This window comes from Paenibacillus lycopersici (genome assembly GCF_010119935.1).
GTDB classification, from domain to species: domain Bacteria; phylum Bacillota; class Bacilli; order Paenibacillales; family Paenibacillaceae; genus Paenibacillus_Z; species Paenibacillus_Z lycopersici.
Genome location: NZ_CP048209.1, coordinates 5,805,176 through 5,819,567, shown reverse-complemented (window position 1 = coordinate 5,819,567; position 14,392 = coordinate 5,805,176). Strand labels below are relative to the sequence as shown.

Below are 14,392 nucleotides of genomic sequence, written 5' to 3'. Positions count from 1 at the left end.
GGGCGGCGACCCGATGACGGCGCATGGCAAGACGATTCTGCTCGTCGACGACGAGCCGGAAATTTTGGAGCTGCTGCGCATTTATTTGAGGAATGAAGGCTTTGCGCTGCTCGTGGCCCATAACGGCAAGGAAGCGCTGGCGCTGCTAGCCCGGGAACGCATCGATCTGATCGTCATGGACGTGATGATGCCGGAGATGGATGGCATGGAGAGCTGTCTGAGAATCAGGGAAACCAGCGACATCCCGATTATTTTCCTGTCCGCGCGGGGACAGGAGCTGGATAAGATTCACGGACTGACGATCGGCGCCGACGATTACGTCACGAAGCCTTTCAGTCCGCTCGAGCTGGTGGCCCGCATCAAGTCGCATCTGAGACGTTACGGGAGACATAACGCCGGACCGATGAATCAGGACGAGATCGTCGTGGATAACCTGGTCATCAACGGTTCGACCCACGTCGTCACGGTGGACGAGCGGCAAGTGAAGCTTACGCCGCGGGAATTCGCGATTCTCGAGCTGCTGGCGCGGAATCGGGGGATCGTGTTCAGCATGGAGCATATTTACGAGCGGATATGGAAAGCGAGCGCGATCGATTCCAACAATACGGTGATGGTCCATGTCCGCAAAATCCGCGAGAAAACCGAGCAAAACCCGCGTCAGCCGAAATACATCCAGACGGTCTGGGGCGTCGGGTACAAAATCGAAAACTAAAGCGAACCGATGCGGAAGGAGATTGGCGGTTTGAGAAGAGGCTTCGTGAATTCGCTGTTCTGGAAATTCATCTTTACGTTCATCGCCAGCATTCTGTCTCTCGCTGCCGTGCTGTGGATCGGGTACTATTTTGCGGAGCTGCTGCTCTCGTTCAATCCGTCCTCCTCCTCGCTCATGACGATGCTGCTGCGCTGGTTCATCAACCATATCGGCTCTCTGCCGCTCATGACGGTCGCCGGCGTCATCTTGTTTCTCCTGTTCTTCTTCCTGTACTCGCGAAGCATCATCAAGTATATCGAGGAAATTACCCGCGGTCTGAACGAAATCGCCCACGGCAATCTGGCGCTGAACATTCCCGTCAAATCCATGGACGAGCTCGGCGTCATGGCGGAACATATCAATGTGATGGCCTCGCGGCTCAAGACTTCGATCGACGAGGAGCGGGACGCCGTCAAAGCGAAGAACGACCTGATTACGGGCGTATCGCATGACTTAAGAACGCCGCTCACCTCGATCATCGGCTTCCTTGAATATATCGAGACGGACCGGTACAGGGACGAGCCGGAAGTGCGGTATTACGTTAACATCGCGTACGAGAAGTCGTTAAAGCTCAAGAAGCTGATCGACGATTTGTTCGATTACACGCGGCTGACCAGCGGCGAGCTCCCGCCCGTCCTGGAGAAGCTGGACGTCGCCAGCTTCCTCCGCCAAATGATGGAGGAATACGTGCCCTTGTTCGAACAGGCCGGGATGGACTGCCGCATCGAGACGCCGGCCGAGACGCTATACATCGAAGCGGACGCCGGCGAGCTGGTCCGCGCGTTCGAGAACCTGGTTACGAACGCGATCCGGTATGCCAAAGCGGGCAAATACCTCGATGTCATCCTTTCGCGGTCGGAGGAGCAGGTGGAAGTCGGCTTCCGTAATTATGGCGAGCCGATTCCGTCCCCGGATCTGCCTTATCTGTTCGAGCGCTTCTACCGCGTGGATAAGTCCAGAACGAACGCCGCGGGCGGAAGCGGCCTCGGGCTCGCGATTACCAAGAGCATCATCGAGCGTCAGCACGGCACGATCCGGGTGACCAGCACAAGCAAGTCCACGACGTTCGTGGCGGCATTTCCTCAAGCGGGCTATTGAAACCCGAGTCCCGAAGCTCGAGTCCCGAGTCCGGCGGCTTAACTGTAGAAGCTTCCCGCTAGTTCGACGAGCTTGCGGGAAGCTTCTTCGATCGGCAGGCGGGAGCGGGCGTAACGATGTCATCGCGGCCGAAACCGCTCGCCGAAACTACATGCCGAAACCGCGTCTTCCGCTCCCGGACGATATCTGGTACACTAGCCTAATATTCCGGGCGATGCGGATGCGCAGCCGGGAGATTGCCGTTTCCAGCTGCGGTTTGGAAGCGCTTTAGGAGGATAGCAAGGATGTTGTTCGGCTATTGGCATCGCGTGCGATTGCTGCAGAAGCTCATATTGATCGTGATCGTCTTCTTGATCCTCCCCGTCCTGATCGTGGGCTACTATCTGTTCTCTACCAGCCTGCCGCTCGCGCAGAAGGAGAGCCGCGAAATGCTGGAGAAGGTGGCCTACCAGCTGAACGAGAACATTGAATACCGCATTATCGGCTATCAGAACATTCTCATGCAAATGTCGCTCGATCCGGGCATCACGACCGCGCTGACCCAGCATTATCAATCGCTCCAGGAAGAAGTGACGGCGCTGCAGCAGATCAATGCCGCGGTCAATCGGATCCGATCTTACTTCCCGATGAAGAAGATTCAATTCTATAAGACCAACGCCAGCTTGCACGAGGACGGGGGCGTGGTCCTGAACATGGAGCAGGCGGATTCGCAGCCTTGGCATGCGGCCATGGGCGGCAGCAACAAGCAGTTCTACTGGTATTTCGAACGGAAGGGCGACGATGCCCAGCCTTCGCTGCACCTCAGCAAGTGGCTGGTCGACTACTTGACGAACGAGAAGTTCGGCATCGTTCACGTTGAGATAACGAACCGCGCGCTGTTCGACCAGCTCTCCAACCCGCTGGAGTTCAAGAAAGGGTGGATCGTCGTGGCGGATGCGCAGGGGAGAGTGCTGACGAACGTGATGGACAAGCAAGCGTCGGACAATATTAAGGCGCTCCCTTATCTGCAGCCCGTGTATGCGTCCGATCAAGGCTGGTATTCGACGACGATAGACGGCAAGCAGAGCATGGTCGTGTATGAAACGAACAGGCTGGGCTGGAAGATCGTCACGGTCGTGAGCCAGGAGGAGCTGTGGCAGAAGCTGCAGCTGGTCAAAAACGCGGCGGTCGCGGTCAGCGTGCTGTTCGTCGTGTTGACGATCGCGGTGCTCGCCAGCTACGGCTTGCGCATCAAGCACCGGCTCAATTCGCTTGTCAGAAGCATGAGGCGGGTACGCGACGGCGATATCGGGCTTACCGTCAAAGTGTACGGCAAGGACGAACTGGCCGACGTCGAGGGGGAATTCAACACGATGTCGCTCCGGCTGAAGCAGTCGCTCGGCGATATCGCCGAAGCGCGGAGCGCGGCCGAAACCGAGAAGCTGAAGCTGCTGCAGGCGCAGATCAATCCGCACTTCTTGTACAATACGCTGGCCCTGGTCAAGAGCATGGCGATGGACGTCGGTTCAGCCGAAATCAGCAGGACGGTAGACGCCCTGGCCAAGTTCTTCAGGCTGGCGCTGAACCGGGGAGGCGATATCCTGCCGTTCCGCGAGGAGCTGGAGCATGTGCGGGCGTACTTGAACATTCACGAATCGCGGTTCCCCGGCCGGCTCGCCGTCGAAATCGACGTGGATGAAGAGGCGCTGTCCTGCGAAATCATCAAGATTACGCTGCAGCCGATCATCGAGAACGCGCTGCTGCATGCGTTCGTTCACACGGGCGGCCGAGGCCGTCTGCGCATCCGGGGCTGCTTGCAGGACGGCATGCTATGCATTACGATCGCGGACAACGGCTCCGGCATGACCCCGGAGCAGGCCAAGGACTTGCTGGAGAACGCGAACGGCGCCAAGGAGCGCGCGGGCTTCGGCATCTATAACGTGAACGAACGGTTGAAACGGCATTATCGCCATTCGTACAGCTTGACGATAGAGAGCAAACCGGGCGCGGGCACGACGATTCGGCTGCTCATCCCGCAGCAAGCCGGTCCGACGGCGCCAGCCCATGAATACGGACGGGAGGAACTTCCGCATGGACATCAAAGTATTCGTCGTTGACGACGAGGAACGTCAGCGTAATTCGATCATTAAGCATGTCGATTGGGCGCGGTATCAGATGCGCGTCACCGGCGATTTCGAGGATGCGGAGCAGGCGATCGGCCGGGCCGGCCAGGAACCGCCCGACCTGCTCATCACGGATATCCGGATGTTAGGGATGGACGGCCTGGAGCTGGCGGCCCGCATGCGGACGATCAATCCGCGCATGCGCGTTATCATGGTGACCGGCTACGAAGAATTCGAATACGCCAAGACGGCGCTCGATCTCGGCGTGGACGCCTTCCTCGTCAAGCCGATCCTGTTCGAGGAATTGACGGCGATTCTGGAGCGCGTCTTCGAAGCCGAACGGCTGGAGCTGTCGAAGAGCCGGGAGGAGCTGCGCATCAAGGCGCAATTGGACACGTTCAAGCCGATTGCGCGGGAACAATTCCTGCAGGAGCTGCTGCACGGTCTCATTCTGGGAGACGAGGCAATCCGGGCGCATGCGGACGCGCTCGGCATGTTCGTCCCGGAAGGCCTGCGCCGCGTGTTGGTCATCGTCATGGACGCCGATCCCGACTCGCCGCTTGCCAAGGAAGAGCAGGTACGGCTTGCGCAGCGTATGTTGAATGATGCCGCGTGCGCGATATGCGGCTCGCTGCTCGAGGAGAAGACGATGACGCAGCGAGGGAATATCGTGCTGATCCTGCGGGAGACGGAGGCAGACGGCGGGTTCGAGCGGGAGACGGAGCGCATCCTGCAGCGTCTCGGCCGGGAAGCGGGGAGCATTCACAGTTGTACCGTCTCCATCGGCGCCGGTCCTGCCGTTCGGTCGCCCGGTCAATTGAGCGAGAGCTTTCGGCTGGCGCAGCGGGCGGTGAATCAGCGGCTTCTCGGCAGCAGCGAGCGCACGTTCAGCTGGCAGATGCTCCAGGAACAATCGGATCATCTTCACAAGAGCCCGGATGAGCTGATGGGCGACTTCCTGGAGGTGCTCGGCGCGGGCGACAGCCAGAACAGCCTGAGCTTGCTGGGGGAACTGATTCGCAGCATCGCCGGCAATCCGCATATTCAGGGCGCCAACCTGCGGGGCCTGTGCCTGCGGCTGATCAGCGGCGCGAACCGCATCGGAGCCGAGATTGGCGACGTGAACCGGCACCTGGGATCGGAACAGCAGCTGTGGGAACGCGTGCTGGACTGCCGCGAGGAGCCGGAGCTGCTGCAGGAGACGGTGCGGATCGTCACCGGGCTGTGCGGGTTTATCGCGGAGCGGAAGAAGAGCCCGACGCAGGTCGTCGTGCAGCGGGCGCTGGAATGGATGAACGCGCATTACAAGGACAACCTGTCCTTGCGATCCGTCGCGGATTCGGTCTACTTGAGCCCGAATTACCTGGGGGCGCTGTTCCGGACGGAGCTGGGCGTATCGTTCACCGAGCAATTGATCCACATTCGGATCGGCAAGGCGAAGGAGCTGCTGCAGGATCCGCGGCTGAAGCTGTACGAGGTCGCGGAAAGCGTCGGCTATCAGAACATCGGCTATTTCACGAGCGTGTTCAAACGGATTACGGGCTTCAGCCCGAAGGAGTACAGGGCGTTCCATGGCGTCGCCGGCTAGTGGCGCCGCCGGATCCCGCCGGATGCCGTCGGATGAGCGCGCCGGAACAAGTCAGCAGCGCTGCCTTCGAAGCAATGAAGCGGACAGGAGAGGCGTTATGGACCGGTTTTCTTTATTTTAGGAACGCACGCGGACAGGAGATGCGTTATTTCGCCTAACATGCAGACATTCGGTACTTTCCGGAGGCAATAACGGATCCTGTGTCCGATCGTCAACCCCAAACACCGATTTCATTACAAATAACGGATCCTGTGTCCGTTGCCTATGGAGGCTATGAGGTTCAGGCTAAGCGATTTGCAGTTTCGTATATGTTCTCTGCAATCTGGGGCGATTCGTGCGGATCGCTCTTTTTTTGTGCAAATCGCCATGAAAACAAGATAGTGCCAGAGCGCAACTAATCGTGCATTCCGATTATTGTTAGCGCTTCCCCGCTTTTCTATAATCAGTAGCAAGTGCCGTAACAACCGTGCGCGCGGCACAATAACTAGGCGCAGCGCCTATGACAAAGAAAGGAGATCGCCGCAAATGAATCGTCTCTCTGTCGTTAAACGGAAAGGCCTTCTCCCGCTATATGCATTCATCGTGCCGGGGCTGGCGCTTATAATCGTGTTTAACTATATTCCGATGCTGGGCTTGCAGATTGCATTCCGGGATTATGGCTTTCAAGGCGGAATCTGGGGGAGCGACTGGGTCGGCTTGCAAAATTTCAAGGAGTTCGCGGCGAGCGCCGACTTCTGGCGGGCGACCGGCAATACGTTTCTGCTGACGCTGCTCAGGCTGCTGTTCATCTTCCCGACGACGATCGTCTTCGCCCTGCTGATCAACGAGGTGCGTTCGTTCCGGTTCAAGCGGTTCGTGCAATCGTTCAGCTACCTGCCGCACTTCATTTCGTGGATCGTCGTCGTCGGCTTCCTGGATGCGTTCCTGTCGATCGACGGGGGCGGCGCGAACTCGCTGCTGCACAGCCTCGGCATTCAGCCGATTCCGTTCATGGGCTCGGAGGCTTGGTTCCGTCCGATCTTCGTCCTGAGCAGCGTGTGGAAGGAAGTGGGCTGGGGCACGATCCTGTACCTGGCCGCGATCTCGAGCATCAACCCGGTGCTCTATGAAGCCGCCGTCATCGACGGGGCCGGCCGGTTCGCGCAGATGCGCTACATTACGCTGCCGAGCATCGTGCCGATTATCTCGGTCGTGCTCATCCTCACCGTACCGAGTCTGCTCAGCGTCGGTATCGACCAGATTTACGCGATGATCAACCCGGCGAACATCGGCGTGGCCGAGGTCATCGACACGTACGTGCTGCGGCTCGGCATCGGGCAGGCCCAGTATTCGCAGACGACCGCGATCGGCCTTGTGATGAGCGTCATCTCCACGATTTTGCTCGTGTTCAGCAACTGGCTCTCCAAGCGAATCGGAGGCGACGGAATATGGTAGGGAAGCAGGTGAGCGCGAAGTGCGCCTAACGCGAGGGGAAAAAACGTTCTCGGCCGTCAACGGCACGATATTGGCACTGTTTGCTTTTGTATGCGCGTACCCGCTGTGGTACATCGTCATTCTCGCCTTCAACGAAGGGCGGGACGCGAGCCTCGGCGGCATCTATTGGTGGCCCAGGATGTTCACGCTGGACAACTTCCGGGTCATCCTGAACGATCATACGATCGTGAACGCGTTCTGGATCACGGTGGCGCGCACGGCCATCGGCACCGCGGGCTCGCTGCTGGTCACGTCCATGGTGGCGTACGGCCTCTCGCGCAAGGAACTGCCCGGCCGCAAGCAGCTGATGTTCGCCTTCCTGTTCATCATGCTGTTCAACGGCGGTCTCATTCCGTTCTACTTGCAATTGGTTCACCTGAAGCTGATCAACAATTTCTGGGTGTACGTGCTGCCGGGACTGTTCAGCGTCTGGAATATGTTCGTCATGAAGACCTCCTTCCAGAACACCATTCCGGAAGGCGTGGTGGAATCGATGAAGCTGGACGGCGCGGGCTACGTGCGCATCTACTTCAGCATCGTATTGCCGTTCTCGGTGCCGTTGTTCGCGGCGCTCGGGCTGTTCACGGCCGTCGGCCAATGGAACGACTGGTTCACCGGCGCGTTCTTCGTCAACGACATGAACCTGCAGCCGCTGCCGACGTACCTGCAGCGAATCATGAGCACGATCGAAGCGAACCAGATGATCAGCGCCAGCCAGATGGCGAGCGCCAAGTCCGTCAGCCTGTACAACGCGGACGCGATCACCTCGAAGTCGGTCCGGATGGCGACGATCGTCATTACGATTCTGCCGATCCTGTTCGTCTACCCGTTCGTGCAGCGCTTCTTCGTCAAAGGCGTGCTCATCGGCTCCGTCAAAGAATAGGCGCGCCTGTTCGCTTCGTTACGCGTTATCGACAAAGGAACGCCGGCCCGCGAGCGCGCGGCCGCGGCAAGGATCCTGCCGCTCCGCCGCCGCCCGCGCCGCGCCTGCCGTTCTTTTGATGATATACATGCAAGCTTGATTGCAATTCCGGCATGATAACTATGAAGAGCAACGAGGGGGAAATCGGGTATGGGATACAGATGGAAGAAAAGCATGCTGTCGGTACTGGCATTGACGATGGTCGCGGGTCTGACGGCAGGCTGCGGCGGCAAGGACAACGACTCCGGCACGGCCGGGAATAAGGCCGGGCAGGAGGATTCGGCCGGCGCGGCGGCGAAGCAGACGCATTACACGCTGTACGCGCCGACGATGACGACGCCGGTCAATCTGGACGGACCGATCACGCAAGAGGTGATGGCGAAGTCGGGCGTTCACTGGGATAAGGTCGAGGTCGGCAACGGCGGCGACGTGACCCAGCAAATCAACCTGAAGCTCGTCGGCGGCGAATTCCCGGATGCGATCATCCTGCCTTCCGACAGCCTGATCTGGTCGCGCCTCATCAACGAGAAGAAGCTGATGCCGCTCGACGACTATTTCGAGGACGCGGCGAATTACCCGAATCTGGCGAAGATCGACAAGCGCATCATCGACAACTGGCGCGCCGCCGACGGGCATATCTACTTCGTGCCGTCGACGTACGAGCCGGTCGTCGACGAGCCGTCCGCATGGCAGGGCAATGCCCAGGGGCTGTGGGTGCAGGATTCCATCCTGAAGAAGGCGGGCATGACGAAGGACGATCTGCGGACGATCGACGGCTTCGAGAAGTATTTGAACGCGATCAAAGGGTACAAGGACGCCCAGGGACGCAGCCTGATCCCGCTGTCGCTCGGCGGCGAGAACTTCTCCGGCCTCGAAGTCGTCATGTCGATGTTCGGCGTGCGGAGTAACGGTTACGGCTGGAACGAGCAGGCGGACGGCTCGGTCGTGCCGGATTACAAGCTGCCCGGCTTCAAGCAGGCGTTCCAATGGCTGAACCGCCTCCAATCGAGCGGCCTGCTCGATCCGGAGACGAGCTTCCAGAAGAAGGACCTGTTCATGGAGAAGGTCAACAACCTGCGTTTCGGCGCCATGCTGTTCGACGGCTGGGATAATCCGGACCTGTCGCTGATGAAGGCGAACAACCTGCCGGACTCGACCTCGCTCAAGGCGCTCGAGCAGAAGGGCTACCCGGACGGCTGGTTCTCGCCGACGTATCTCCCGACCAATCCGGGCGTGAAGCTGGCGCAGTACGCATCGTTCAATCCGTTCGGCAGCTCCGGCACGGGCGTCAGCGCGACGATCAAGGATCCGGACGCGCTCATGAAGGGGCTGGACTGGATGCAGACGCAGGAAGCGTTCATCCTGATGGAATACGGTCCGGAAAGCATGGGCGCGTACAAGATGGAGAACGGCGCGGTCGTGGTGAACGACGAGGTGTTCCGCGGTCCGAAGTTCTGGGGCGGCGACAACGGCGGCATGACGAGCGTGACGGAGAACGGCTTCTGGTGGTGGAAGAGCCTGGCCAGCGTCGGAAGCACCCACATCAAGACGATGGAGACGCCATGGCCGGCCAATAACGCGATGCTGTACAAGGCAGAAGAGATCAACCACGAGCAGGGCACGTTCGGCCTGATTCCGAACTCGAGCCGGATCAAGCCGATCATCGGCGGGGCCGTGGAGAAATACAATCCGGTGCAGAGCGATATCCGCCTGCAATATTACGCCAAGCTGCTGCTGGCCAAGAACGACAAAGACTTCGAGAAAGTATACGGCCAATTCCTGAACGAAATGAAGGTTCGCGGCCACGACGAAGAGACGATCGCCGAGTTCAACAAACAGTACAAAGCTTACAGCGAGACGCCGGCGGGCAAAATCGAAATTACGGTCAAGCGCACGCTGCCGCGCAACGTGTACAGCGACGCGCCGACCATCATTGGGGAATAACTATTGGAGCGTGGATGCATTGAATAAGCCAGTTTATCCGAATCATGTCAATATCATTAACTTCATCCGGGGCGTCGAGCCCCGGGAGCCGATGGACCTCATCGAGCCGGTAAGGGAGCAGCTGGCGCTCGTGCAGAAGCACGGCCTGCGGGCGACGTGGCTGCTGCAATACGACGCGCTGATTAATCCGGCGTTTACGGACTTGCTGCGCGAGGCGGACGCGGGGCAGGAGATCGGCGTCTGGTTCGAAGTCGTGCAGCCGCTTGCGGAGAAAGCCGGCATTGCCTGGCGCGGCCGTTTCCCCTGGGACTGGCACGCGCATATCGCCTTCTCCGTCGGCTATACGCCGGAGGAGCGGGAACGGCTGGCGGACGTGCTCATGGAAGATTTTCGCGCGAAGTTCGGCCATTACCCGCAATCCGTCGGTTCCTGGTTCATGGATGCGCATTTGCTGGGGTATCTGTCGGATAAGTATCAGATCGCGGCCTCCTGCAATTGCAAGGATCAATGGGGAACGGACGGCTATACGCTATGGGGCGGCTATTACAATCAGGCCTACTACCCGAGCCGCTTGAACGGCTTCATGCCCGCGCAGACCGCAGAAGCCCAGATCCCGGTTCCCGTGTTCCGCATGCTCGGAAGCGATCCGGTCTACCAATATGACGCCAAGCTCGGCGGCAACGGCCAAGCCGTCATTACGCTGGAGCCGGTCTATTCGGGCAAGGAAGGAGGCGGCGGCATCCCGGATTGGGTGAGATGGTTCTATGACGTCAATTTCCGTCCGGAGCAAGTATCGTTCGGCTATACGCAGGTCGGCCAGGAGAACTCCTTCGGCTGGGCGGCGATGAAGGACGGCTTGATCGACCAGGTCGAGCTCCTGGCCGAGCGGCAAGCCAATGGCGAGCTGAAGGTCGAGACGCTTGCGGAATCGGGCCGCTGGTTCAGGCGTCAATATCCGGTTACGCCGGCTTCCTCCATCTGCGCCATGAAGGATTGGCGGAACGAAGGCCGCCAGTCGGTCTGGTACTACAACCGGCATTACCGGATCAACCTGCTGAATAACGACGGCGAGCTCTCGATTCGCGATATCCAGCGTTTCGACGAACGCTATGTCGAACGCTACCTGAACGCGGTCTGCCCGGACAAGAACAGCCATTACGATACGCTGCCCGTCGTGGACGGCGCCCGGTGGAGCGACGAGCGTACGCCGGCCGGTATTCGTCCCGTCCTCTATGACGCCGAAGGCGGAGCCGTGCCGGTCAAGGCGCTGTCGCTCGAAACCGATGAATCGGCGCCAGAGGAATTGACGGTCACGGTCCGGCTGGAAGGCGGGCGGACGCTGCGTATCCGCTGCACGGAGCAAGCTATCGTCTTCTCTGCCGACGGCGGCCCGGGCAGCTGGGGACTCCTGATGGAATGGCCCGACACGGACGGACTGCCGGAGATCCGCCTGGAGCCAGAAGCGATCGATTATGCGTTCCACGGCCATCCGTACAAGGTTCGGCTGAGCGGCGCAGGGCAATTCGGCCGAAGCCGCAATGACATCGGCGCGAATCGGATCGAGCTCCGCGCGGCGGACAGCGAGCTGGAGCTGGGATTCGAGGCTAACGGTTAACTTTAGTTGAATAAGCACAGTTTAAAACCTCTTACCAGTTTAAAACCCCTTATATTAGAAGCAAAGCGGAATTATTTGCTCTAATAGGGGGTTTTATTTTGCCTCCGAGCGAACGATGGCGCCGGCTGCGAATCGGATCAACGAAGCGACGGCCGGAACCGCCGCCTGTCGAAGTCCGGCATGCGCCATCCTGCCGAACCGACAATACTAATCGTTATTTTTGTTTTAATACAAAATGTTTGATTGAAAGCGTTCTTTTATGTACAATACATGTAATGGGATCATAACTGAGAAGAGGTGGCGACATGTTAGAGCTGAGCTTTGAAGATCCGGACGAGCTGGTGAGCGTTGCGCACGCGTTGTCGACGCGGTCGCGGGTCGATGTTCTGCAGCTGTTGAACACGAAGAAGCTGAACGTGGTGGAGATCGCCGAGGCCCTTAAACTTCCGGTATCGACCGTTGCCAACAACGTGAAGGTGCTGGAAGCGGCGGGGCTGATCAACACCGAGCTGCTGCCGGCCACGCGGGGGGCGATGAAGGTATGCAGCCGGAATTACGACGACATCCATATCGGCTTCAATATGCCGAAGGCGCTTCCGAAAGGCGAGACCACGGAATACCGCGTGGAGATGCCGATCGGCCATTACAGCGACTGCGAAGTTTATCCGACCTGCGGCATTGCCGGCACGAACGGCTTCTTGTTGGACGAGGACGAGCCGGTCCAGTTCTACCATCCGAAGCATATCGACGCGCAGTTGATCTGGTTTCGCAAAGGCTATGTCGAATACCAGCTGCCGCTCGACCTTCCGTCGGGTGCGCAGGTCAAGTCGCTCGAAGTGTCCATGGAACTGTGCTCGGAAGCGCCGAACTACGACAACAATTGGCCTTCCGATATCACGCTGTGGGTGAACGGGCGGGAAATCGGTTCTTGGACGAGCCCCGGCGACTTCGGCGGCCGCAGAGGCAAGCGAAATCCGGCTTGGTGGTCGGACGGAGCGACGCAATACGGCTTGCTCAAAACCTGGATCATCGACGGGGAGCGCACGACGCTCGACATGAAAGAGATCTCCGCGATCAACATCGGCGACTTGAACCTGAAGCAGCGTCCGAGCGTGAAGATCCGCATCGGCGTCAAGGACGACGCGGTCCATAAGGGCGGCGTGAACCTGTTCGGCCAGCAATTCGGCGATTACGAGCAGGGCATCGTGATGAAAGTCAATTATGGCATGGAGTAAGGGAGAACGCAGCATATTTCAAGCGAAATGGAATAAAAAGCCTTAGTTACAGGAATCCTGTCACTAAAGGCTTTTTTAATTGGATTAAAACCAAAAGATTGAAATGAAACCGTTGACATTTGTCGAATCAACAGGTAATATACGTATATGGAAACGAGAATTATGTAATAAAACAAAATAACCACTTCGTTTCCGGATTTCGAAGAAAGAAAAAATAGGGAGGCCCACCATGAAAAAAAGATTATCCCTTGCAGCAACGTCTTTGCTCTCGATTTCCCTGCTTCTCAGCGCATGCGGCGGCAACAACGCCGGAAACGCCAATAATGGAAGCGCCAACAGCGGCAACGACGGCAAAGCCGCTAACGCCGGAACGGCGGCGACGGACAATGCCAATGGCGGCAACGCGGCTGCGGATAGCGGCGAGACGATCAACCTGAACTTCTGGACGTTGTTCGACGGCGGCGACGGCGCCAACATGCAGACGCTGGTCGACGAGTTCAATAAATCGCATCCGAACATCCAGGTCAAGAACACGAAGCTCGTCTGGGGCGAATATTACACGAAACTCATTACCGCGGTCGGCAACGGCAACGGTCCCGATATCGGCATTTCCCATACCTCCCGCCTCCCTGATTTGATCGACCAAGGCGTCGTAACCGACATGGACGGCGCGGCGCAGGAAGCGGGCGTCGACTGGTCTACCTACAACCAGAACCTGCTGAACGCCACGATCGTCGACGGCAAGCATTACGCGGCTCCGATCGATACGCATCCGTTCATCATGTACTACAACAAGAAGCTGCTGAAGGACGCCGGTCTGCTCGGAGAAGACGGCAAGCCGGTTCTGGAACAGTCCGCGGACGGATTCATGAAATTCCTGCAGACGCTGAAAGAGAAGCTGCCGGCGAAAGTGACGCCGTTCGCGCTGTCGAGCGCCAATGACGATCCTTACCGTCTGTGGTGGGCATTGTACTCCCAGCAAGGCGGCAACGATATCGTATCCGACGATCTGAAGTCCGCTGCCGTCGACAAGGACAAGGGCGCGAAAGCGGCCGATTACATCCAGAAGCTGTACACGGGCGGCTTCATCAAGAAGAACGATCCGGACTTCTACAAGAACTTCCAGAGCGGCACGGCCGCGATCATGATGACGGGCGTTTGGGCGACCGGCACATGGGAATCGACGAAAGGCCTCGAGTTCGGCGCGATGCCGATTCCGAAAATTTTCGATCAGGAAGCGACGTGGGGCGATTCGCACACGATCATCCTGCCGGTGACCAAATCCGAAGATCCGGCGAAGCGCAAAGCGGCGATGATCTTCGCGGACTGGGTCGCTTCCAACGGCCAAATCTGGGCGAAAGCGGGACATATCCCGTCCAAGCCTTCCGTCCTCGAGAACGCGGACTACAAAGCAATGCCTTACCGCAGCGACTATGCATCGGTGGCCTCGACGGTTAAATTCAGCAAGCCGTCCACGAAGAACTGGCAGATCCGCGACAACGCGTCGTTCAAAATTCTGAACGAAGTGTGGGCGAACAAGCTGGCTCCGGCGGCGGCCATGGACAAACTGCAAGACGGCGTTCAGAAAGTGCTGAACGAATAGTCCGATTCATATCGCATCGTTTCCCGCGAGCTTGGGGCCAATTCCGGTTCCAAGCTCGCTC

The 14,392-nt window shown here is 58.6% G+C and carries 10 protein-coding genes; all 10 read left to right on the top strand.

Annotation, left to right across the window (positions count from 1 at the left end; genetic code table 11):
* The first annotated feature begins 13 nt into the window (after positions 1-13).
* The 10 genes from GXP70_RS25590 (at position 14) to GXP70_RS25545 (ending at position 14,331) form a co-directional block, all read left to right on the top strand.
* A complete protein-coding gene (locus tag GXP70_RS25590) occupies positions 14-712 on the top strand; it encodes a response regulator transcription factor (protein WP_162359427.1) in 699 nt (232 codons plus the stop codon).
* Positions 713-742: 30 nt separating this feature from the next.
* On the top strand, positions 743-1,849 hold the full coding sequence (locus GXP70_RS25585) for a sensor histidine kinase (protein WP_162359426.1): 1,107 nt from the start codon (positions 743-745) through the stop codon (positions 1,847-1,849).
* 284 nt (positions 1,850-2,133) lie between these two features.
* Complete coding sequence (locus GXP70_RS25580) at positions 2,134-3,945, top strand: cache domain-containing sensor histidine kinase (RefSeq protein ID WP_162359425.1); 1,812 nt, start codon at positions 2,134-2,136, stop codon at positions 3,943-3,945.
* Positions 3,920-5,539 carry a response regulator gene (locus tag GXP70_RS25575; RefSeq protein WP_162359424.1) on the top strand — a complete coding sequence of 540 codons (1,620 nt, stop codon included), beginning with the start codon at positions 3,920-3,922 and terminating at the stop codon, positions 5,537-5,539. Before GXP70_RS25580 ends, GXP70_RS25575 begins: the two co-directional genes overlap by 26 nt.
* A 525-nt stretch (positions 5,540-6,064) precedes the next feature.
* Positions 6,065-6,973 carry an ABC transporter permease gene (locus GXP70_RS25570; protein ID WP_162359423.1) on the top strand — a complete coding sequence of 303 codons (909 nt, stop codon included), beginning with the start codon at positions 6,065-6,067 and terminating at the stop codon, positions 6,971-6,973.
* 19 nt (positions 6,974-6,992) lie between these two features.
* The gene (locus tag GXP70_RS25565; protein ID WP_162359422.1) at positions 6,993-7,895 is read left to right on the top strand and encodes a carbohydrate ABC transporter permease; all 903 of its coding nucleotides are present in this window, start codon (positions 6,993-6,995) and stop codon (positions 7,893-7,895) included.
* A 189-nt stretch (positions 7,896-8,084) separates the two neighbouring features.
* Positions 8,085-9,878 (top strand): type 2 periplasmic-binding domain-containing protein, encoded by a 1,794-nt coding sequence (locus GXP70_RS25560; protein WP_162359421.1) that lies wholly within the window; start codon positions 8,085-8,087, stop codon positions 9,876-9,878.
* A gap of 19 nt (positions 9,879-9,897) precedes the next feature.
* Positions 9,898-11,493: a hypothetical protein gene (locus GXP70_RS25555; protein WP_192043393.1), complete on the top strand. Its 1,596-nt coding sequence runs from the start codon at positions 9,898-9,900 to the stop codon at positions 11,491-11,493.
* A 305-nt stretch (positions 11,494-11,798) separates the two neighbouring features.
* Positions 11,799-12,728 (top strand): ArsR/SmtB family transcription factor, encoded by a 930-nt coding sequence (locus GXP70_RS25550; protein ID WP_162359420.1) that lies wholly within the window; start codon positions 11,799-11,801, stop codon positions 12,726-12,728.
* Positions 12,729-12,957: 229 nt separating this feature from the next.
* Entirely contained in the window at positions 12,958-14,331 is a 1,374-nt protein-coding gene (locus GXP70_RS25545) for an ABC transporter substrate-binding protein (protein WP_162359419.1), read from the top strand.
* Positions 14,332-14,392 lie beyond the last annotated feature (61 nt).

Bases quoted from the DNA above. Each gene is read 5' to 3' on its own strand.
- GXP70_RS25590 (WP_162359427.1), top strand. From the start codon at position 14: ATGACGGCGCATGGCAAGACGATTCTGCTCGTCGACGACGAGCCGGAA.
- GXP70_RS25580 (WP_162359425.1), top strand. From the start codon at position 2,134: ATGTTGTTCGGCTATTGGCATCGCGTGCGATTGCTGCAGAAGCTCATA.
- GXP70_RS25575 (WP_162359424.1), top strand. From the start codon at position 3,920: ATGGACATCAAAGTATTCGTCGTTGACGACGAGGAACGTCAGCGTAAT.
- GXP70_RS25570 (WP_162359423.1), top strand. From the start codon at position 6,065: ATGAATCGTCTCTCTGTCGTTAAACGGAAAGGCCTTCTCCCGCTATAT.
- GXP70_RS25560 (WP_162359421.1), top strand. From the start codon at position 8,085: ATGGGATACAGATGGAAGAAAAGCATGCTGTCGGTACTGGCATTGACG.
- GXP70_RS25550 (WP_162359420.1), top strand. From the start codon at position 11,799: ATGTTAGAGCTGAGCTTTGAAGATCCGGACGAGCTGGTGAGCGTTGCG.
- GXP70_RS25545 (WP_162359419.1), top strand. From the start codon at position 12,958: ATGAAAAAAAGATTATCCCTTGCAGCAACGTCTTTGCTCTCGATTTCC.